The 20,495-nt window shown below is 56.2% G+C and carries 20 protein-coding genes; all 20 read left to right on the top strand.

Annotated features, from left to right (window positions below; translation table 11 throughout):
- The first annotated feature begins 354 nt into the window (after nt 1-354).
- The 20 genes from P8Z34_10460 (at nt 355) to P8Z34_10365 (ending at nt 20,268) form a co-directional block, all read left to right on the top strand.
- A complete protein-coding gene (locus tag P8Z34_10460) occupies nt 355-1,926 on the top strand; it encodes an NAD(P)/FAD-dependent oxidoreductase (GenBank protein MEJ2551095.1) in 1,572 nt (523 codons plus the stop codon).
- The gene (locus P8Z34_10455) at nt 1,923-3,140 is read left to right on the top strand and encodes an iron-sulfur cluster-binding domain-containing protein (GenBank protein MEJ2551094.1); all 1,218 of its coding nucleotides are present in this window, start codon (nt 1,923-1,925) and stop codon (nt 3,138-3,140) included. The genes P8Z34_10460 and P8Z34_10455 overlap by 4 nt, the downstream gene beginning before the upstream one ends.
- Nucleotides 3,141-3,219: 79 nt before the next feature.
- Nucleotides 3,220-4,035, top strand: coding sequence for a type II CAAX endopeptidase family protein (locus tag P8Z34_10450; GenBank protein MEJ2551093.1), 816 nt, complete (start codon nt 3,220-3,222; stop codon nt 4,033-4,035).
- Nucleotides 4,036-4,106: 71 nt separating this feature from the next.
- Nucleotides 4,107-4,559 carry a nitroreductase family deazaflavin-dependent oxidoreductase gene (locus tag P8Z34_10445; GenBank protein ID MEJ2551092.1) on the top strand — a complete coding sequence of 151 codons (453 nt, stop codon included), beginning with the start codon at nt 4,107-4,109 and terminating at the stop codon, nt 4,557-4,559.
- Nucleotides 4,560-4,885: 326 nt separating this feature from the next.
- Nucleotides 4,886-5,848, top strand: a complete 963-nt coding sequence (locus tag P8Z34_10440) for a hypothetical protein (GenBank protein MEJ2551091.1) — start codon at nt 4,886-4,888, stop codon at nt 5,846-5,848.
- A gap of 110 nt (nt 5,849-5,958) precedes the next feature.
- Nucleotides 5,959-6,921, top strand: a complete 963-nt coding sequence (locus P8Z34_10435; GenBank protein MEJ2551090.1) for a PfkB family carbohydrate kinase — start codon at nt 5,959-5,961, stop codon at nt 6,919-6,921.
- A gap of 108 nt (nt 6,922-7,029) precedes the next feature.
- A complete protein-coding gene (locus tag P8Z34_10430) occupies nt 7,030-7,377 on the top strand; it encodes a hypothetical protein (GenBank protein ID MEJ2551089.1) in 348 nt (115 codons plus the stop codon).
- An 11-nt stretch (nt 7,378-7,388) separates the two neighbouring features.
- Complete coding sequence (locus P8Z34_10425; GenBank protein ID MEJ2551088.1) at nt 7,389-7,934, top strand: hypothetical protein; 546 nt, start codon at nt 7,389-7,391, stop codon at nt 7,932-7,934.
- A gap of 61 nt (nt 7,935-7,995) precedes the next feature.
- Nucleotides 7,996-8,148, top strand: coding sequence for a hypothetical protein (locus tag P8Z34_10420; GenBank protein MEJ2551087.1), 153 nt, complete (start codon nt 7,996-7,998; stop codon nt 8,146-8,148).
- Between the two features lie 214 nt (nt 8,149-8,362).
- Nucleotides 8,363-9,271, top strand: a complete 909-nt coding sequence (locus P8Z34_10415; GenBank protein MEJ2551086.1) for a PHB depolymerase family esterase — start codon at nt 8,363-8,365, stop codon at nt 9,269-9,271.
- Between the two features lie 54 nt (nt 9,272-9,325).
- Nucleotides 9,326-10,390, top strand: a complete 1,065-nt coding sequence (locus tag P8Z34_10410; GenBank protein ID MEJ2551085.1) for a metallophosphoesterase — start codon at nt 9,326-9,328, stop codon at nt 10,388-10,390.
- Nucleotides 10,391-10,522: 132 nt separating this feature from the next.
- Nucleotides 10,523-13,492 (top strand): tetratricopeptide repeat protein, encoded by a 2,970-nt coding sequence (locus P8Z34_10405; protein MEJ2551084.1) that lies wholly within the window; start codon nt 10,523-10,525, stop codon nt 13,490-13,492.
- Nucleotides 13,493-13,729: 237 nt separating this feature from the next.
- On the top strand, nt 13,730-13,939 hold the full coding sequence (locus tag P8Z34_10400; GenBank protein ID MEJ2551083.1) for a hypothetical protein: 210 nt from the start codon (nt 13,730-13,732) through the stop codon (nt 13,937-13,939).
- A gap of 145 nt (nt 13,940-14,084) precedes the next feature.
- A complete protein-coding gene (locus P8Z34_10395; protein ID MEJ2551082.1) occupies nt 14,085-14,711 on the top strand; it encodes a LysE family translocator in 627 nt (208 codons plus the stop codon).
- A gap of 82 nt (nt 14,712-14,793) precedes the next feature.
- Nucleotides 14,794-15,366 carry a YdcF family protein gene (locus tag P8Z34_10390; GenBank protein ID MEJ2551081.1) on the top strand — a complete coding sequence of 191 codons (573 nt, stop codon included), beginning with the start codon at nt 14,794-14,796 and terminating at the stop codon, nt 15,364-15,366.
- A 9-nt stretch (nt 15,367-15,375) separates the two neighbouring features.
- Entirely contained in the window at nt 15,376-15,831 is a 456-nt protein-coding gene (locus tag P8Z34_10385) for a maleylpyruvate isomerase N-terminal domain-containing protein (GenBank protein ID MEJ2551080.1), read from the top strand.
- 104 nt (nt 15,832-15,935) lie between these two features.
- The gene (locus tag P8Z34_10380; protein ID MEJ2551079.1) at nt 15,936-16,442 is read left to right on the top strand and encodes an isoprenylcysteine carboxylmethyltransferase family protein; all 507 of its coding nucleotides are present in this window, start codon (nt 15,936-15,938) and stop codon (nt 16,440-16,442) included.
- Nucleotides 16,443-16,564: 122 nt separating this feature from the next.
- A complete protein-coding gene (ald, locus tag P8Z34_10375; GenBank protein ID MEJ2551078.1) occupies nt 16,565-17,659 on the top strand; it encodes an alanine dehydrogenase in 1,095 nt (364 codons plus the stop codon).
- A gap of 178 nt (nt 17,660-17,837) precedes the next feature.
- Complete coding sequence (locus P8Z34_10370; protein MEJ2551077.1) at nt 17,838-18,293, top strand: DUF3592 domain-containing protein; 456 nt, start codon at nt 17,838-17,840, stop codon at nt 18,291-18,293.
- A gap of 178 nt (nt 18,294-18,471) precedes the next feature.
- On the top strand, nt 18,472-20,268 hold the full coding sequence (locus P8Z34_10365; protein MEJ2551076.1) for an L-fucose isomerase: 1,797 nt from the start codon (nt 18,472-18,474) through the stop codon (nt 20,266-20,268).
- The last annotated feature ends 227 nt before the right edge of the window (nt 20,269-20,495 follow it).

Here is a 20,495-nt window from a genome sequence, read left to right as displayed (position 1 = left end):
ATTAACTGGTATATTCGCTACATCACGCTTGGTATTCTGGGCTTCTCTTCATTCCCTTACTCTTTATTTCGGTCGGAGAATTGGTTGGAAGCGGTTTCGATTTTCGAGTCTGGGAAGGATCACGATATTTACTTCCAATATTGCCATGTATTCTTTGGCTGGTGTTCGAGGTTTATGATGGGGTTGATTTATCATCGGTCAAGGATTAGTGACTTGACTGAAAATTTCTTTACTTCATACCCTATTTGTTAACGATTAAGGAATGCATATGAACGAGCGAATATAATTCCGGCAACATATCATCGACGTTTCGGAAAGAAGTCCGACGTTCTTATTCGACGAAGGAGAGATTCCATGGCGAATGGATCCCGATCACAACAAATCCAGCAGGCATACGACTGCGTCGTCGTCGGCGCAGGAAACGGCGGATTGGCCTCCGCGGCGCGCCTGGCGGTGGCGGGGAAGCGCATTCTGCTCCTGGAGCAGCACAACATCCCGGGCGGCTTTGCCTCCAGCTTCCGCCGCGGCCGGTTCGAGTTCGAAGTTTCCCTGCATCAGTTCGCCGACATCGGATCCCCCACGAACAGCGGCAGCGTACGCCAATTTTTCGAGGATGAACTGGGCATCTACCTGGATTGGGTCGAAGTGCCCGAGGCGTTTCGCCTGATCCTCACCGATCCCGAAGAGGCGCTGGACGTCACCATGCCCTACGGCGTGGACGCCTTCGTCGATGCGCTCGAAGAAGAAGTTCCAGGCAGCAGGGAATCTGTGACGAAGTACCTCGGGCTCTGCCAGGAGGTCCTGGAGGGACTTGCCTACGTGGGCAAGTCTCGCGGCAATCCCGATCGAAAGCACCTGCTCAGCCGGCACACCAATTTCCTCAAGACCGCGCCGTACACCGTCGATCAGGTGGCCGAGGCGCTCGACGTCCCCGAACAGGCACGGAAAATCATGCACGCGCAATGGTCCTACATCGGGGTGCCCACCAATCGTGCCAACTTCACGATCTTCGGTGGTATGTTGATCAAGTTCATCACCTTCGGCGCCTGGATTCCCCGTCAGCGCTCGCACGAGATCGCGCTGGCCTTCGATGCCCGAATCCGTGAATTGGGCGGCGACATCCAGTACAACACGCGCGCCGAAGAGATACTCGTCGATGACGGAAAGGTCGTCGGCGTGGTGACTTCTCATGGGGACCGCATCGAAACGGAATACGTTGTTGCCAATGCGTCCCCGACGCTCGTTTACAACCAGTTGATCCATCCGAAATCCGAGGTTCCTGCGATCGCGCTGCAGGAGTGCAACGCTCGACTGCAAGGCCTCAGCGGCTTCGTGGTTTACCTGGGATTGGACGCTCCAGCGGAGGAGATCGGGCTGCGGGAATACAGCTATCTGGTCTACCGCAGCATGAATACCGCGGCCGGCTACGAATCGTTCAGAACGCTGGACGCCCCCGATCTGCAGGCCGTGGTATGCCTGAACAACGCCATTCCGGATTGTTCGCCGCCGGGCACGTCGATCGTCTTCATCACCACGCTCTACCGGCCGGAAGCCTGGCACGACGTCAAACCGCAGGATTACGTCCGTATGAAAAACAAGATTGCCGCAGATTTGATCGCCGATTTCGAGTGCGCCACCGGCGCCTCGCTGCGGGAGCACATCGAGGAATTCGAAGTGGCGACCCCCCAGACCTTCGCCCGATACACGGGATCTTACGACGGCAATATTTACGGCTACGAACCGGAACCGTGGGACTCACTGCTGCCGCGCATGATGATGTTGTCGGACGACCAACATATCGGCGGTTTGCAGTTCAGCGGTGGTTCCGCTTTCCGCTGCCTGGGGTACAGCAGCAGTTTCTTGTCGGGCCAGGTGGGTGCGCTGCTGACGATACGCGAGATGAAAGCAAGGGGAGGGGCAGCATGAAGATCAGCGTCAAGGGATCCCTTCGAGATTTGTTCGGTTTCATCCGCTTACGCTCCTCGCGCGGTAAGCGCTTTGCCGCGGCCCCGTCGAAACCTGTCGATCCGGGTCCGGTGAACGAGTTGGCCGCGCAGCTTCATCCGAAACGCCAGAACCTGTTGATCAGCGAAATTCACGACGAAACCAAATCGACCAGGACGTTCCGCCTGGTACCCGATCCCGAATCGGACACCCGGCAATTGGCGTATTTCCGAGCGGGGCAGTACCTAAGCCTGAAGGCCGATATCGATCGGGTCAGAATCGCCCGGCCGTATTCGATCTCCTCCGCACCTCGCGAGGCATTGGGCGCCGACGGTTTTTACGACATCACCATCCGTAAAATCGACGACGGATTCTTCACCTCGCACGTTTGGGACAATTGGAACGTCGGGACCAAAATCGTGGCTTCAGGTCCATGCGGCCGGTTCTATCACGAGCCCATTCGGGACGGGAACAAGATCGTTGGGCTGGCCGGCGGTTCGGGAGTTACTCCTTTCTGCTCGATGGCGAGGGAAATCATCTACGGGGATATGAATGCCGAATTGCTGCTGCTCTACGGCAGCAGCGATAAGGACGACATCGTGTTCTACGAACAGCTTGGTGAACTTGAAGCGAAGTCGGCCGGCAGGATCAAGGTCGTACACGTGCTGAGCTGCGACGAAGCGCCGCTGCCCGATTGCGAGCAAGGATTCATCACTGCCGACTTGATTAGAAAGTACGCCGACGTGGACGAGAGCACATTCTTCATCTGCGGTCCCCAGGCGATGTACGATTTTGTCCGGCAGGAGCTGGCTGCATTCGGGCTGCCCCCCAGACGCATCCGCAACGAAGTGTACGGCGAGGCGCGCGACGTCAGCAATGCGCCGGGCTTTCCACGGACGGCGGTAAATAAGAGTTTTGAATTAACGGTCAGGATTGGCGGACTCACGATGGTCATACCCGCTCTGGCGGCGGAAACGGTGCTCGTGGCCATGGAGCGGGCAGGATTGGCCCCGCCGTCCGAGTGCCGCTCGGGGACGTGCGGAGTCTGCCACACGCTGCTCGTTTCCGGTGATGTATTTGTATATCCGGATGGCGACGGAACGAGGGCGGCGGATCGGCAGTTCGGTTTTATTCATCCATGCTCGTCCTATCCGCTTTCGGACCTCGAAGTGGCGGTGCCGAGGAGCGGGTTATAAGGCCGTCCGTCATCCGTTCCGATTTCCAGTAGGCAGCACGATGACAATCGACGGAAAATTGAACGGCGGGGAGGTATTAATGAAGGCACTTCGTGCGTTGGCGGGACAGAACGAGTTAATCGGCTATTTTTTGCTGGCGTATGGTTTTTCCTGGGTCGTTGGAGTGCCCCTCGCGCTAGAAGCGCAGGGGGTCATCCATTTAAGTCTTCCGTTTTCCTTGCACTACTTGTACGCATACGGTCCCGCCTTGGCCGCGCTGTTCATGACTTGGTTGGTTAATGGACGGGACGGGTTGAAAGAGCTGTTTTCCCGGATAATCAAATGGCGGGTGAGACCCATCTGGTGGATTGTTGCGTTTTCTCCTCTCTGGCTTTTTGCCTTGGTTGCCGTCGTCCGGCGTGTTATTGAGGGGAGTTGGCAGGACTTCAACCTTCTGGGACAAGTCCATTTTCTTCCGCATTTGTATCCGGGGACGGCGCTGCTTCTGTGGATTTTCACGTTCGGTTTGGGCGAGGAAATTGGTTGGCGGGGATTCGCCCTGCCTCGGCTGCAGAGAAATCGCAGCGCATTAGCGGCCTCACTGATCCTGACGATCCTGTGGGCGTTGTGGCATTGGCCGATGTTCTTTTACAACCTGGATAGCTCATTCATTATCGGTTGGCTGCTGAGCTTGGCGGCGGGCACGATCGTGTTTACCTGGCTGTACAACAGCAGTCGGGGGAGCGTGTTGATATTATTGCTGTGGCACGGCTCTTTCGATTTCATCACGGCTTCGAACGCCGGTGAGGGTTTGGCTGCCATCATTCTGAGTGTTATCGTGATGATCTGGGCGATCGTGGTCGTACTCCTATATAAGCCTGCAACTCTATCTGCGGAACAAAAACAAGTCATCTGAACGATGCTCGATTGTAGATATCTATACATATCGGTAAGCAAGGACGAATTTCGCGAAAGGAAGATAGGTAATTGGGGCTGCGGCGTTTCTTCAACCGGTTGGGGAATGGATTTATCTCTTTTATATTGCGTTCGCCCCTGCACGTCATGTTCAGCAAGAGCATCTTGCTCATCACTGTAACCGGCCGGAAAACGGGTAAAAAGTACACTACACCGGTGAATTATCTGCACCGAGGGGACGAACTCACGATCATCAGCCTGCACACTCGAACGTGGTGGCGAAATCTGCGCGGCGGCCGCGAGGTCACTATATGGCTGTGTGGCCGGAAAGTGACCGGTAAGGGGCAGGTGATCGAGGATGAACGCGGCGTGGCGGCGGCGCTGACGGAATACTTGCAGCGTGCGCCGAACTACGCCAGGTACTTCGACGTAGCACTCGATGCTCATGGTCAGCCCGTCAGCGCGGATGTCGAGCGCCAGGCACGAAGCCGGGTCGTGATCCAGGTGGAACTCCCTGAATCATAGCCAGACGGATGGAGATTCGAACATGAATGATGAAATCCGAAGCCTCGATGGGGCGAACATGGACATCGATCTCGTAACCCCGGAATACGAAATCAGTTGGGAACAAGATCGTTGTCCTTGGAATGAGGTGGAAGGCGCCACGGAACATCGCTGTGCGATAAAAAATGTGTCCATTTGCCGCTATTTTTGTGGCGTCAAGTTTCAAGATTGTGTATTGTGTTGTTATCCGCACGAGAATCCGTATCGCAAAGTTTGAAGCGCGACGGTCGAGTTCTCGGCGCAGCACGGATTGAATGTGCTGCTGTTCGAAGATATCAGGATAGCGAATGGAGTTGAATCGCCTCATCATCGTCACGTTACTTGTGGGGAGTTTGGTGCTTTCAGGCTGCGGTGAAAGCAGCCCACCCGTTACAGCGCACCCCGAGTTGGACCGGCGGGCAGCAATCCCCGGCGGCGCCGTCAAAATAAGGCCCGAAATCGATCAACATCCGCCGATTCTCCATTCGGCTGAATACGAACAGCCGGTTCCACTGCCTGACTCGATCAACACCGCCGGCGTGGAGGATTCGCCTTTCATCCTTCCGGACGGGACTTCGCTGTATTTCTTTTTCACGCCGGATGCGAATACGCCCGCAGAAGAGCAGCTGCTGGACGGCGTGTCGGGCATCTGGGTCTCCCACAAAATCGGAAATACATGGAGCGAAGCGACGCGGGTGTGGCTGCAGGATCCCGGTGAACTCGCGCTCGACGGCGCAGTGTGTATCCAGGGCAGCGTGATGTGGTTCGGCTCGGCGAGGGAAGGATACTCCGGCCTGAATGTCTTTACCGCCGAGTGGATTGATGGAAAATGGACAGACTGGCAGTACGTAGGGGATCGATTAATGAAGGAGATTCAGCTCGGGGAACTGCACGTACTCGGCGACGCCATCTTCTTCAGCTCCGATCGCCCGGGCGGGATGGGCGGCTACGACATCTGGGTGACCGCCAGAAGCGGTGACACGTGGGCCGATCCCATCAACATCGAGGCGGTCAACACCGAGGCTGTGGAAATGCAGCCGTACGTATCGGTCGATGGGAGCGAGCTTTGGTTTACTCGTGTCGCCAACGGAGGACCGGAGGTCTTCCGGTCACGCCTGATCGATGGTGAGTGGTCGGAACCGGAACTGATCGTATCCGACCTTTCGGGTGAGCCCACACTCGACGCGGCGGGGAATCTCTATTTCGTTCATGCGTTTTACGTGGATGACCAGAAGATCGAAACGGATATTTACGTAGCGTATAAGAAGTAAGCGAAACGTGATCCTGCTTTATCGACGTCCACGCAATCAGAGTCGGGTGATTGGCTCAAAACCAGTGGTTCCAATCGACAGTGGAGGTTTGCGTTCGGTGGCGGTGAACGATGGCTGAAGTCGTCTGCATGGGCGAATTGCTGATCGATTTCGTGTCTACGGAATCGGGCGTTTCCCTCGTGGATGCACCGGCATTCAAGAAAGCAGCCGGGGGCGCGCCGGCGAACGTCGCTGTGGGATTATCCCGCCTGGGTGTTTCTTCTGCCTTCATGGGCAAGGTGGGCGATGACGAATTCGGCAGATTTCTGGCGCAGAAGCTGATTGAAAACGGGGTGGACACTACGCCCCTGGTCTTCTCGAAAGATGCGAGAACGGCGTTGGCTTTCGTCTCGCTTACGGCTGATGGTGAGCGGGACTTCATGTTCTACCGCCATCCCAGCGCAGACATGCTTTTCGAGTCCGTCGAGGTGGATACGAATGCGATCCGCCGGGCAAAGCTGTTCCACTACGGCTCGATCAGCTTGATCGGAGATCCCAGTAGAAGTGCGACGTTGCATGCCGTAGAGGTTGCCCAGGAGGCAGGCTTGGTGATCTCCTATGATCACAATCTGCGTCTACCGCTTTGGCCGGCGGAAGAGGCGGCTCGAAAGGGAATGATGCTGGGATGGGAACATGCGCAGATCATCAAGGCCAGCGCGGAGGAGCTGCGCTTTCTCACCGGAGAGGGGGACTTGGCCCGTTCGGTGAAGCAGTTGTGGCATCCAGCGTTATGGCTGCTCGTGGTCACCATGGGGAGAAACGGCTGCCATTATTTCACCGAAAAGGCGGATCACCGCGTTACCGGCTTCCAGGTCGACGCCATCGATACGACGGGCGCGGGGGACGGATTCGTCGCCGGTATGCTGATGGGTCTGGTCCGTCGGCCCGATGTCTGGAAAGACAAAGCGGCTCTCGAAGATGTATTGGTGTTCGCCAACGCAGTCGGCGCGCTGACCACGACGAAGCGCGGTGCGATCCCTGCGCTACCGACATTGAGTACGGTGTCCGAACTGATCCAAAACCGAAGTGTCTGATATTCGGTACGTCGGGGCCTATCGTGAGGGTCTTCCAGATATAAAGAAACTCTACATGATCGTTTGACCACTTTATCAGCGTCTTCAAAGGCATGCGATGAGGCAGGATTGCAGCCGAAAAATGAAAGGAATACGATGCAGAAGATCGATAAGTCTAACGTCGTATTGATTCTTGTTCTGGTGCTCATTGCTGCTGTGACCGGATTATATTATCGTACTCAGGAATCCGCGATCGAATACGTCACCATCCGTGGAGATTCTGCGGTATTCCAGGGAAGTGGTTTGTATCGATATGATCAAGCCTCGCTGGCACGTGAAGCAATGATCTGGGACGCCATCAATTTGCTGGTCGCGGTGCCTTTGTTAGTGACCGGTATCTTTCTGAGTAGCCGGAAATCACTCCGTGGGCGATTGCTTCTGGCAGGCATGTTGTCATACTATTCTACGTCTATTTGATGTACGCCACGATGATGGTATTCAATCCCTTGTTCCTGGTCTACGTGGCGATTTTCGCCCTCAGCATTGTCGGATTGATGGTTAATCTGAGCCGCATCGACGTTGCCGGTTTGCCGCAGCGATTCGGCGCGCACTTTCCGATTCGAATCTTTACCGGATACATGGTGTTGATGGCGCCGATGCTGATCGTGTTGTGGGTAGGGCGCATCATTCCAATGTCGGTGAACAACAACTTTCCCCCCGAACTTGCGGGTGTAAGCACGCTCGAGTCACAGGCACTTGATTTGGGTTTAATCGTCCCACTTGCGCTGTCTGCTGCGGTTCTACTTTGGCGGCGTTCCCCTTGGGGATATTTACTGGCCAGCATCGGGGTAATGCATGGCTTTATGATGTTTATATCTATTCCTGCCTGGATCGTGGTGCCGCTGATTCAGGACGGGTCGGTGAACGCCGTTGAAGCCATTCCATTCATGACCTTGTGTTTCGTGGGGCTTCTATTGGCCGCCTGGTTCTATAAGAAAGTGCTGCCCGATCCAGTAACGAGTGCCGCATTGTAACTCAAGTCGGGCGAGATGGCCTTGACCCGATTTCAGGACGTACGTAGTGTAGAGGTGGGGTATGACGCAAAGACCTTCGCTTTCGGATTTCTTTACCAACATGAAGCAGGATATGCCCTGGCCGGTCAAAATCCAGAAACTCACCCGTAACCTGTGGCGGCGCATCGTCCTGCGCCAGGACTGCTGCGGCCACGAGGGTGAGCCGGGTTGTTGAAAGGTGGAAACATCGTCCCGTGGGGACGATATCAATAAAGAATAGCCGCATGAAGCCACTCAAAGGCTTTCTGGGCTGAAGATCCTGAAAAACGGCCGTATCAGGCAGGTAACGGTGCATTCTATTCGTCATGATATCCCATCGAAACGCCAACAATTGTAATTCGTTTCATTCTACCCGCGAAGAAATACATTATCTGCCGATCATCCTACTCGTGCTTACAGTCTTAGCCTGTGCACGCGGCGCTTCCACGATCACCAGGAATCCAACTGATCCACCTACGGGGGAAAACACCCGCACATTGACCCACGGGGGCCGCAAGCGTTCCTACATTCTGTACGTTCCGGAGTCGGTCGATTGGGAAGGATCTGTTCCTCTCGTATTTGTCTTCCACGGCGGGACGGGCAATGCCGAAAGCGCCATACGCATGAGTGGTTTCAACGACGTCGCAGATGTCAACGGATTCGTTGTGATCTATCCCAACGGCACCGGCCGTTTGAGCGATGATAAACTGCTGACCTGGAACGGCGGCGCATGCTGCGGATATGCTCAGGAGGCGGACGTAGACGACGTCGGTTTCGTGCGGGCTATCGTGGCGGATCTGCAAGCGTTGGTTGACATCGACGGCAATCGAATTTATGCCACGGGAATGTCCAACGGCGGCATTCTGTCCCATCGTCTGGCTTGTGAAGCTGCCGATCTATTCGCTGCCATCGCACCCGTGGCGGGAACATTGAATTTTTCAGCCTGCCAACCGCAGGAGCACGTTTCTGTGATCGAGTTCCACGGCACGGACGACCAGCACGTCCTCTACGAGGGCGGATACGGCCCCAAAGCGCTCGTGCGCGTAGACTTCGATTCCGTGCGAGATACGATCGGGTTCTGGGTCTCGGCTGACGAATGCAGCGCCGAGGCACAAATGGAATCGTTTGCCGACATCCGGCACGAAACCTGGACGGGCTGTGCGGGTTCAACAGTGGTGGAATTGTATACCGTCATTGGTGGTGGGCATTCCTGGCCCGGAAGTCAGGCTGGTTTAGCGGGCTCGGCTCAACCCACGATGACCATCTCGGCTTCGCAATTGATCTGGGATTTTTTCGCAGCGCATCCCAAGCAGGATTAGCAGATGTCCGCAGTGTATTTACTGACGATATTCCGAACGAATTGAGCAGCTTTCGTGAATTCAACGGTTATCGTATATAACACGTTGGCTCTGGCGTTCGTCCTTGGGGCGATAGCCTTTCTCTGGCGCCTGAAAACGCAGCTCACTTTTTTCCACGTATTCATACTGGGCGTGACGCTTGTGGCCTTGACGTTCGTCGGGGCATTTTTCAGTCCCATCGATGCCTTCGGAAAGAGTCAGATGTTATGCTGGGCGTTATTCGTGCATCATCCGATTTTTCTCATCGGCGTGACGATTGTTGCCCGCCGTCGAAATCGAAAATCGCTTTCTGGCTTGTCCGCGGTACTCACTATCTGCACCGTCCTGGTTGGTGTCTACGCATTCCTGATCGAACCCCATTGGCTGAAAACCACGCGGGTCACCATTCGAACCGACAAACTGGCAAGCCCCATTCGCCTGGCTGTGATCGCCGATGTGCAGACGGATCGTCCCGGGAAATATGAACAGCACGTCTTCGAGTTGGTCGCTGATGAGCATCCGGATCTAATTCTGTTTGCAGGGGATTATCTGCACATATCCGACGAAGATGATTACCTCGCTGCGAAGGAGAAACTCAACGCACTTTTGCTGCGCGCCGGGCTCGAAGCGCCGTTAGGTATGTATGCCGTTCGAGGGAACGTCGATTGGGGGGATTGGGATGAAATCTTTGCGGGAACTCCCGTCGTACCCATTGAGGTCACCTCCACTCGGAACCTGGGACCGGTCGTGCTGACCGGAATGACATTGACGGATTCGGGTAATCCGGGATTCTCCCTGCCGGGACAGGCCAAGTATCATATTGCCGTTGGGCACAAACCCGACTACAGTTTGGGAGAGGTGAATGCTGATCTGTTGATCGCCGGGCACACCCACGGCGGCCAGGTACGCCTTCCATTGATTGGACCGATATTTACGCTGTCGAGAGTGCCGCGCGCCTGGGCAGCCGGGATCACCCAGATCGCACCCGGGCAATACTTGATCGTATCGCGCGGCATCGGAATGGAACGTGGCAATGCGCCCAGGCTGCGTTTCCTGTGCCGGCCGGAGTTGTTGATCGTGGATTTGCTGCCGTTGGAATGAAGTTCGTGATTGAACGTTGACAATGAAGCGCATCCCTAAATTTCCTTCCCTGTCCTGCGGCGAGGTTGAAATTTGCTAATGGGGCAGCGCTGGTTGTAGATATTACGATGGATTCCGGGAGGATACACACCCATGGCTACCTTCGCTGAGGGGCCTTCGAGTTCAGAGGACGCTGTAGAACTTATGGATCAGGCTGAGCGCTGCTACAAGCAGGGGGATTATGCTGCTGCTCGTGAGGCGTACGAACATGCGTTGGGTGATCTGCTTGCTCTCCATGGCGAGAAACACCTCCACACAGCAATGGCGCAGCGCGGTTTGGGTGTTACGCTGTTCGAATTGGGGGAGTATGCCGCTGCACAGGGGTTCCTGGAAAGGGCGCTGGCGACCCGCGAGACGCTCCTCGGCCGCGAGCACGCCGATACGGCGCAGGTCCTGAACGGCCTCGCCTGCGTGCGTTTTGGACAACGGGATATTGACGGTGGATTGGAACTCGTCCGCCAGGCGTTGGTTGTTCGGGAGGCGAGCCTGGGTCCCGACCATCCCGACACGATAGAAAGCCTGAATAACCTGGGTGTTTTCCTTTATCACAATGGGGATCATCACCGCGCCGTCGAGATCCACGGCGAAGCGCTGACACGCTGTGAACGTGCCCTTGGCGATCACCGCAGTACGATCGAGACGTTGAACGCGCTGGCGGCCAAGCTGGCCCGTGATTCTGCGACGTACGAGCGGGCGCGTGAGTTGTACGATAGGGCGCTCGGAATGAGCGAACGCGTGCTCGGTGCAACGCATCCTTTGACGGCAGTGTTGATGAACAATCTGGCGGCCGTGCTGGCGGATCTCGAACGGTACAGCGATGCCCGAGGTTTGCTCGAGCAGTCGCTTGCATTACACGAACAGGTCTTCGGCGTCGAGCATGTCAAGACGGCCTGGGTGCTGTTTAACCTGGGCGACGTCGAATGGAAAATGGAAGATCCGGCTTCCGCCCGCCAGCATTTTACCCACGCCTTGATCGTCCGCGAATCTGCCCTGGGAGCGCAGGACCCCGCCACAATCCGCACGCTGCGAAAGCTGGTGGCCGTGTTGGGCACACTCGTCGAACGGGGCGACCAAACGGCGCTGCTGTACAGCATGCCGCTGCATACCTGTTTGACCGCATTCGATGCGGCGGCGGGCAAACTCCCGGCGGGACAGACTTATTTGCCGGGTGCGCACCTCGACGCGGACCGTGCTGCAGAACAATTGCACGATCTCGTCGGCAAACTTGGCGACGAAATGAAGCGTGCACCCCTGACTTCGAAGGCGCAAGAAACATTGGACATGGCCGCCGAACTGGAGCGGAAAGCGCGGCAGCACCTGGACGCCGGTGAGTATGTCGAAGCGCAGGAGCTGCTGCAGCGTGTTATCGAAGCTCGAGAACAGGTTTTGGGTGCTGATCATCTCGATCTCGTCCCCGCATTGAAGATGCTGGAAGTCGCGCTGCAGAAGTCGGATAGATCCAGCGCGGTGCTTCCGATCTGCCAGCGCATCGCTGACATTCACGTGGCAGCACTCGGTGAGGGGCACCCATATTCACTGATGGCGCTGACGGAACTTGCCGGCCTGATGGATTATGAATATGGACCCGGCGGTGGTAATGAAATATGGGAGAAGATTCAACGAGTGAGAGAGTCATATTTCGGCCCCGATGATGTGTTCACCCAGATGACCAGGAAGACGCTGGAGAACCTACTTTCGTTCCGCCAGGGGATGGAAGCGAAGGCCTCACCAGAAAAGCCGCGCCGATCCCGATCTGAGAAGCGCGAAGGATTTCTGCGGCACCCCAATTCGCTTGTAGACGAGATACTACCCGGTCTGAACGAGGTTGATTGGCGTTCGCTTCAACATGCCTATGGTACGGCGGAGGACGTGCCCGCGTTGTTGAGCATGCTGCTCAGCGAGGAAGATGATGTGCGCGAGGATGCGTTCGAGCAATTGTTTGGCAACATCTGGCATCAGGGCACCGTGTATGAAGCCTCGGCTTTTGCCGTACCATTCCTGCTGCGTATGTTGGCCGACGAACGAACGCCGGATCGACTCGGTGTGCTCACCTTGCTCTCGTCACTGGCAACCGGGAGTTCCTATCTGGCCGTTCATCACCGCGAAGGCGATGAAATGCTGGATTTGCGGAAGCTTGTGGAGAAACGCGGCGAAGATTTCGATTCGGCGCTGAAGAAGGAAATGGGGTGGGTAACCGCCGCGAACGAAGCCGTCGCGGAGGGGATCGAACTTTTCTTGAAGTTGGTAGAGACGGAAGACGAAGACGAAAATCTCAGGCTGGAAGCATTAGGGACGATCTCCGAGCTGCCGACCCGGAAGTCGGAAAGTGTGCCGCGCTTGCTCCGTTTGTTTTCGACGACAACGAATCGGCAGGTGCGTATCGCCGTCGCGCGGGCGCTTCACGATCTGATGGATGCTGACCGCCAGTCTCTACAATTCTTTTCCGAGCTGCTGCACGACGGTGAATTGGATGTGCTACGCCTCATCGCCGCCGTCGCGCTGATTGCGCGCAGCCGTGAAAATGCCCCAACAGAAGCCGTTGAAGAAGTGATAACGGCGTTGCGTCAATTGGGCAAAAGCCCACACCACATCGAGGCGACGGAGGAGGAACGCAGCGCATGGAAAGCCGTTGCGGAACGTTATTGGCTATTGTGGTGGGATGGCTCCCCGGTATGGTTTTGCCTGGAAAGTCTGGCCGGAATGGGCGGCGAGCGAGCGCGCACAGCGCTCTTGCAGGCTGTGAGTCTGCTGCGCGATCCGGATGATGCACTTCGTGCCGCGGGGTTGCTGTTGGACTTGACGTTCAACTGCGATGTATCGCAATCGGCCGGCGCGGCGTACTCAAGAGACAAGCAAACCGGGGTTCGCAAGATCGAATTTTGGGGAGCTCCGGAACCGGCGCTTCGCCAAATCCACGAGTTATCGCCGGAGCAGCGTGAGGCGCTGCGTACGCTGGTCGCACACGATCCGTTGTGGGAGTACCAGAGCAATCTGATGGAACTCTACGGACTGCCTTCGGATCGTCAGTCCCTACGGTCCCAATTGGCTGCTGAGACGGAGTAGAGTTTCAGGAGGAATTCCGTCACGGGGAGGACCATCCTTACGTCTGAAGCTCGAGCGGTGAACGGCTGAATGTGGGGTATGGAGAATCATCGACAACATGAAGTGGAATTCCCCCTCCAGAGTATGATCGTGATTCCATTTGTGCCTCCGTAGGGATCAACGGGGAATTTCCATCCTATGATCGGCAACGATAAAGCGTGATATCCTAGCCTTTATTCGATACACAGGAGCCGGCCGATGAAAACCAACAAGCGATGTCCGAAATGCGAGTCGACCCAGATTGTCCAACTCGCTGGCGAATCTTTCATGTCCAAAATCTATCCCTTCGGTTTGCATGATACTGGATATTCGAGAATCAACCGATTTGCTTGTACGGATTGCGGTTTCGTGGAAGAGTATCTTGTCGATCCCGAAGAATTGGCGGAGCTGAAGAAGTCGTTGGCGTGAGTGAAATCGGCATGGGAATGGATTCGATGCTGCGCTGTATATATACTCACTCTGCTTTCAACTATCCTGAACTCGAGGCTGCGAATACTTTGAAAGCAGCCGGCTGTCGATATCAGCCAAATACGTCTGCATCCGCCGGAAAAAGATGGGTGCGCAGATGATCGATGCCGAGTTTCTACTCACTTCCCTCGTCGTCGTTCTCGTTCCCGGAACGGGCGTCATCTACACCGTTTCGACGGGACTTGCGCTGCGCTGGCGAGCGAGCATCGCAGCGGCAATCGGCTGCACGGCGGGAATCGTTCCGCACCTGACGGCCAGTATTTTCGGTCTCTCGGTGATCCTGCATAACAGCGCAGTCATCTTCCAGATCTTGAAGATCACCGGGACGTTGTATCTGCTCTTTCTCGCCTGGTCGATGTGGCAGGATACGGGCGCAATCCAATTGGACGGCCAAGCGAGCAACAAGAATGCATTCCAAATCATACTTCGAGGGATCTTGATCAACCTTCTCAACCCGAAGCTGGCGCTTTTCTTCTTCGCTTTCCTTCCGCAATTCATTTCGGCGGATGTATCTTCCCCCACGCAGCAGATGATCGGCCTGGGTGCGCTTTTCATGCTCATGACCCTGATCATTTTCATTTTGTATGGCATTCTGGCCAGCGGTGTCAGTGCTTATCTGTTGAACTCCCCCAGGGCAATGCGATACGTGCAGCGCACTTTTGCCCTGGTCTTTGCGGTATTGGCGCTGAAATTGGCCTTGAGTGATGCGTAACGCGTTGTCCGGACTCGGAACTCGAATCGGCAGGGTTGCGGGCAAGATTATTCACTTGCCCGGGCGATTGTTGAGGTTCCGATTGTGGAGATTTTCGTTTGCCGGACTGATCGCATTTTTAGCGGTCTCCACCATAGCCATCGTCTGGGACGGCGTCACGGACGAACTGCAGAGAGCGGACGTCGCTCTCGTGATGGGCGCCAAAGTCAAGACCGACGGTACGCCCTCTCATCGTCTGACCGCGCGGTTGGACACGGCGGCGGACCTGTTCGAGCGGGGTTATTTCGAGTATCTGATCGTGAGCGGCGGCTTGGGTTGGGAAGGGTACGACGAAGCGCAGGTAATGGCGGCCTATCTGGCCGATCACGGGGTGCCTGAAGCGCGTATATTCATCGACAGCGGCGGAACGGACACCTTCATGACGGCGCGCAACGCTTCTCGAATCATGCGGACGAACGACATGCACAGCGTATTGGTCATCACACAGTACTTTCACGTTCCCCGGACGAAGCTGACTCTGAAGCGCTTTGGCGTGACGCCGGTGTATTCCGTCAACGCCACGTACTGGGGGCTGCGCGATCTGCTGTATATCCCCAGGGAAGTGATGGCATACTATTACTATCTCCTGCGCTCCTACGACCAGGATGTGAAGTGAGGCAAAGTCATGGACGAATTGTTGGATCGGTTCCAGGAAATCCGCACCGAATTCATCGACGTCCTGCAGCAAATTCCCGCTTCGAAGCGAACGGAACGGCTCTTCAATCAATGGTGTTTGAAAGACGTCGTCGCCCATCTTGCGGGGTGGGATCGATACTTCGTCGACATCGCGGATGCACTGGAAGCCGGTGAGGAGCCTGCATACTGGGGGAGTATGGCGAAATTCAACGCAGCCTCGGTCGAAAAGCGGAAAGATCAACCCTGGGACTCCGTGTTCGCTGAATTCGTGACCAACGGCGAGGCGTTCATTCAACGCTGCATGCAAATCCCGGCATCGATGTGGGCCGCCAGGTTCTGGAACCACAAATCAATCACGCCTGTTCAAATGCTCGAGATCAACATCCATCATTACGAAAAAGACCATCTGGTAAAAGTGAAAAAGATACTGGCTCGCTTCCAGTAGGCAATCATTTTCTCGAAGATCGGGAAATATAAGGGGCGGTCCCGCGCAAGCTGAGTGCGGCAGTATAAGGGTTTGAGATCGAACGAAAGAAAGGAGGCTCACTCATGCGCGATAAGAAAATGATGATTTCCGGTGTGCTCATTACGATTGGCGCCGTGGGGCAAATTGGGTCTGCCATTGCCTTTCACGATCCCGCGAGTAATGAATTACGCATGAATGCCGGCTGGTTCATCCTCATGCTTTCGGGATTGTTTGGCTGGCTGCCGATATACACGTTTCGACGCTTGGGAAGTGTGGAGGGACGTGGATACATGCGGACGTCGGCGTTGGTCGATCGTGGAATCTATGGAATCGTGCGCCACCCGCAGTATCTTGCGGGCGTTTTGATGGCCATTGCGCTGCCGTTAATTACCTGGCACTGGTCGGTGATCGTATTGGGGCTCATCGCCGCGCCGATATACTACTTGAATACGTACGATGAGGAGGAGGCGTGCATTAATAAGTTCGGGGATGAATATCTGGATTACGTGAAACGTGTGCCTCGCATGAACTTTCTTTCGGGTCTGTGGCGGATGATTCGCCGTCGGACCGCGGATGATCCATCGGCGTAGACTGTAAATTGGGTTTTCTCAGCATCAATTGCTGTCGGAAATGACGTTTTCGTGTCCTGCGTGGCTTGGACCTGTAGATTAACCTATAATTACTTAAAACTATATATACAAAGGAGGTCGATGTGATTATCGGGGTGCCGCGTGAGATCAAGCCCGATGAGTATCGCGTCGGGATGTTGCCGGTAGGTGCGGAGCTGCTGGTCAAGGACGGTCATGAGGTGCTGATCGAGCGGGAAGCCGGACTCGAAAGCGGCTATCCCGACCAGGATTACATCGACGCCGGAGCGACCATCGAGGATTCCTGGGAAGCGATCTATGCAAAATCGGAATTGGTCCTCAAGGTCAAGGAGCCGCAGCCCAAGGAAATCGACAAACTCGGAAAAGGCCAGATCCTGTTCTGCTACTTTCATTTCGCCAGCTCCCGGGAGCTGACGGAAGACTGTCTCCAATCGGGCATTTCGGCCGTGGCGTTTGAAACCCTGGCGGACGAACAGGGCAGGCTGCCGCTGCTCACGCCCATGAGCGAGGTGGCGGGCAAGATGTCTGTCCAGGAGGGAGCCAAATCCCTCGAAAAGCAGCGGCACGGCCGCGGCGTCCTGCTCGGCGGCGTCACCGGCGTCAAGCCGGCCAACGTACTCATCCTCGGCGCCGGCGTCGTAGGCACCGCCGCCACACAGGTCGCGGCGGGAATGGGGGCCAACATCATCGTCATGGACATCAACCTCGACCGCCTGCGCTATCTCGAAGAAGTGATGCCGCCCAACGTCACCACGGTTTTTTCCGATCCCCACGCCATTGCCTACCACGCCAAATACGCCGACTTGATCGTCGGCGCGGTGCTTATTCCGGGCGGGAAAACGCCGGTCCTGATCACCCGGGAAATCATCCGGACGATGAAACGCGGCGCCGTGCTGGTGGATGTCTCCATCGATCAGGGGGGCTGTTTTGAAACCAGCCGTCCCACGACCCACAGCGATCCCACGTACCTCGTCGACGGCGTCGTGCATTACTGCGTGGCGAACATCCCCGGCGCGGTGAGCCGAACCAGCAGCCAGGCTCTCGGGCACGCAACCCTGCCGTACTGCCGGCAGCTCGCCAAATTGGGTCTCGATTCTTTCCTCGCGCTCTCCGAGGGTCATCGAGAATCACTCAACATGCGCGACGGGAAACTGGTGCACCCTGCGCTTCTCGGAGCCTTCCCGGATCTTGGCGGGTGAACCGCTTCCGGAGTTGGGTCGCTCGATTTGTCCACCATAGAGGATGGGCAGGATTTGCTCACGATCTGCGTCGTTGAGTTTCCTGTTCCGCAGTGTGGCGTCAGCAGGGAATGCGAGTTTCGAACGCGCTTTATCGGCAGATGGTCGGTCGTCAACTTCGGATGAGAGGGGAGGAAAAATGGGTTTAATCTTCGGTTTGGTCTTCACCGCGATCGGCTTGTTCGCTCTCGTACGGGGCGTCGTGCATTATCGCACGGGCAAGGCGAGTGCAGCCTGGCCGGCCGTCGAGGGACGAGTCGCCGACGCTACGGTGGAGGTGAGTGTGTCGACGGACTCGGATGGCATGACGAGCAGACAATACACGCCGCATGTGGTCTATACATACTCGATCGGCGGGCAGCAATACAGCAGCGATCAGGTCAACATCGGTTCGAAGTGGCATTATCCCACACGAGCCCGAGCGGAAGCGAAGTTGAACTATCAAACCGGGCAGCGCGTCAACGTCCATTACAATCCCGAAAATCCGTCCCAGGCCGTTCTGGAGCCCGGTTCGACGCGCGGCGCATGGGGGACTTTGCTCATCGGGATCGTGTTCAGCGCTGCGGGCGTGGCGATCGTAATCTTCAATCTCTAGCGTTCGATAGCTGGGTTCAGTAAGAATATACTCTCATTCAGACGGGCTTCATTCCGTTCGGGCAACCTTGGATGGCGAGATTCTGTGAGAAGGAACTCGGAGCCATCCAATAATCACCGGCAGTCCCTGCTCTTCAGTGGAAGAACCCTCAAGAATCAGCACTGTTTAGGAGTAGAAAATGGATATTAACCCTCCCGCAAATCGTCTCGTTGGCTCCATGCCGAAAATAGGAATCCGCCCCACCATCGATGGCCGTCTGCAGGGCGTGCGCGAATCACTTGAAGGACAGACTACGCGTATGGCGAACGACGTGGCAGCTTTCCTGTGTGAAAACCTGCGCCACGCGAACGGTCTGCCGGTGGAATGCGTGATCGCCGATACCACCATCGGAGGTGTTGCCGAGGCCGCTCGCTGCGCGGACAAGTTCGTCCGTGAAGGCGTTGGGGTTTCATTGACGGTGACTCCATGCTGGTGCTACGGATCGGAAACGATGGACATGGATCCGCTGATCCCGAAAGCCGTTTGGGGTTTCAACGGTACAGAACGCCCCGGTGCGGTCTATCTTGCCGCAGTACTTGCCGGCCACAGCCAAAAAGGTCTTCCGGCTTTTGGAATCTACGGCCGGGAAGTTCAGGATTCGGACGACAATTCTATCCCCGAAGATGTCCAGGAAATGCTGCTGCGTTTCGCACGTGCCGGCCTGGCCGTCGCAAGAATGCGGGGCAAGAATTACGTGTCGATGGGCGGAGTCTCCATGGGAATCGCGGGTTCCATCGTCGACCAGGATTTCTTCGAAGCTTATCTGGGTATGCGGGTCGAATCGATCGACATGGTCGAGTTCGTACGCCGCTTGGATGAAGGTATTTTTGATCCGATTGAGTTTGAGAAGGCCATAAAATGGGTCAAGGCAAGCTGCCAAGAAGGCCGGGACGTAAACCCGCCGGAACAGCAGCGCAGCCAGGAACAGAAAGACAAGGATTGGGAAGTTTCCGTCAAGATGGCGATGATCGCGCGTGACCTGATGGTCGGTAACTCCCGTCTGGCTGAAATCGGATTTGGCGAGGAAGCGCTCGGACACAATGGGATCCTGGCAGGTTTTCAAGGTCAGCGTCACTGGACAGATTTCATGCCCAATGGAGATTTTCTCGAAGCGGTACTCAACTCCTCCTTCGATTGGAATGGTATTCGCCAACCCTATATCGTGGCCACCGAGAACGACGCCCTCAACGGAGTCTGCATGCTCTTCGGCCATCTACTCACCGGATCGGCTCAAATCTTCTCCGACGTGCGCACCTATTGGAGTCCGGACGCCATCGAACGCGTCACCGGGCACCGCCCGACGGGACTCGCCGGGAAGGGCGTGCTGCATTTGATTAACTCCGGACCTTCGGCGTTGGATGGCACCGGTCAACAAGAAATGGACGGCATACCGGCGATCAAACCCTGGTGGGAGGTAACTCCCGAGGACGCGCTGAAATGCCTGGAAGCCACCGAATGGTGCGCCGCTGTAACGGAGTACTTCCGTGGCGGAGGTTGGTCCACCGATTTTCTGACCCGCGGCGGGATGCCAGTTACGATGTGCCGGATCAACACGGTGCGGGGTCTCGGACCGGCGCTGCAGCTGGTCGAGGGTCATATCGTTGACCTACCACCCGACACCCACGACGTCCTGGATTCCCGCACCAATCCCACCTGGCCAACCACCTGGTTTGCGCCGCGCACGAATGGGGACGGTGTGTTTCGCGATCCTTACTCCGTGATGAATGCCTGGGGCGCCAATCATGGTGCGTTTACTTGTGGACACATTGGAGCCGATCTGATCACCCTGGCTTCGATGCTGCGCATTCCGGTGTACATGCACAATGTGCCTGAGGAGAAAATCTTCCGCCCCAGTGCCTGGAACGCATTTGGCACCGCAGATCGTGAAGGCGCCGACTTCCGGGCTTGCGCCAATTTTGGCGCCCTGTATCGCTAGGAGTTTGGGGGATGCTTCTCATAAATGTCGTCTTGAGGATATAGGAAGGACCGACACGCTCATCGAAGTCTGTCCAGGTGGTGTGTGACCATCATATGGACGTAAAAGAATGATGTTCTACATCTCGAGTTCATAGATTCCAATTGGCCGACAATCCAACCTGACCGCCTTCTATACGTGACATGTGTAGACATCACGTGTAGAACATTAGCCGTACGGTACAGTGG

The organism is Anaerolineales bacterium (assembly GCA_037382465.1).
Classification (GTDB): Bacteria; Chloroflexota; Anaerolineae; order Anaerolineales; family E44-bin32; genus WVZH01.
Note: the sequence above shows the minus strand (reverse complement) of the source record. Positions and strands in the feature narration are given on the sequence as shown.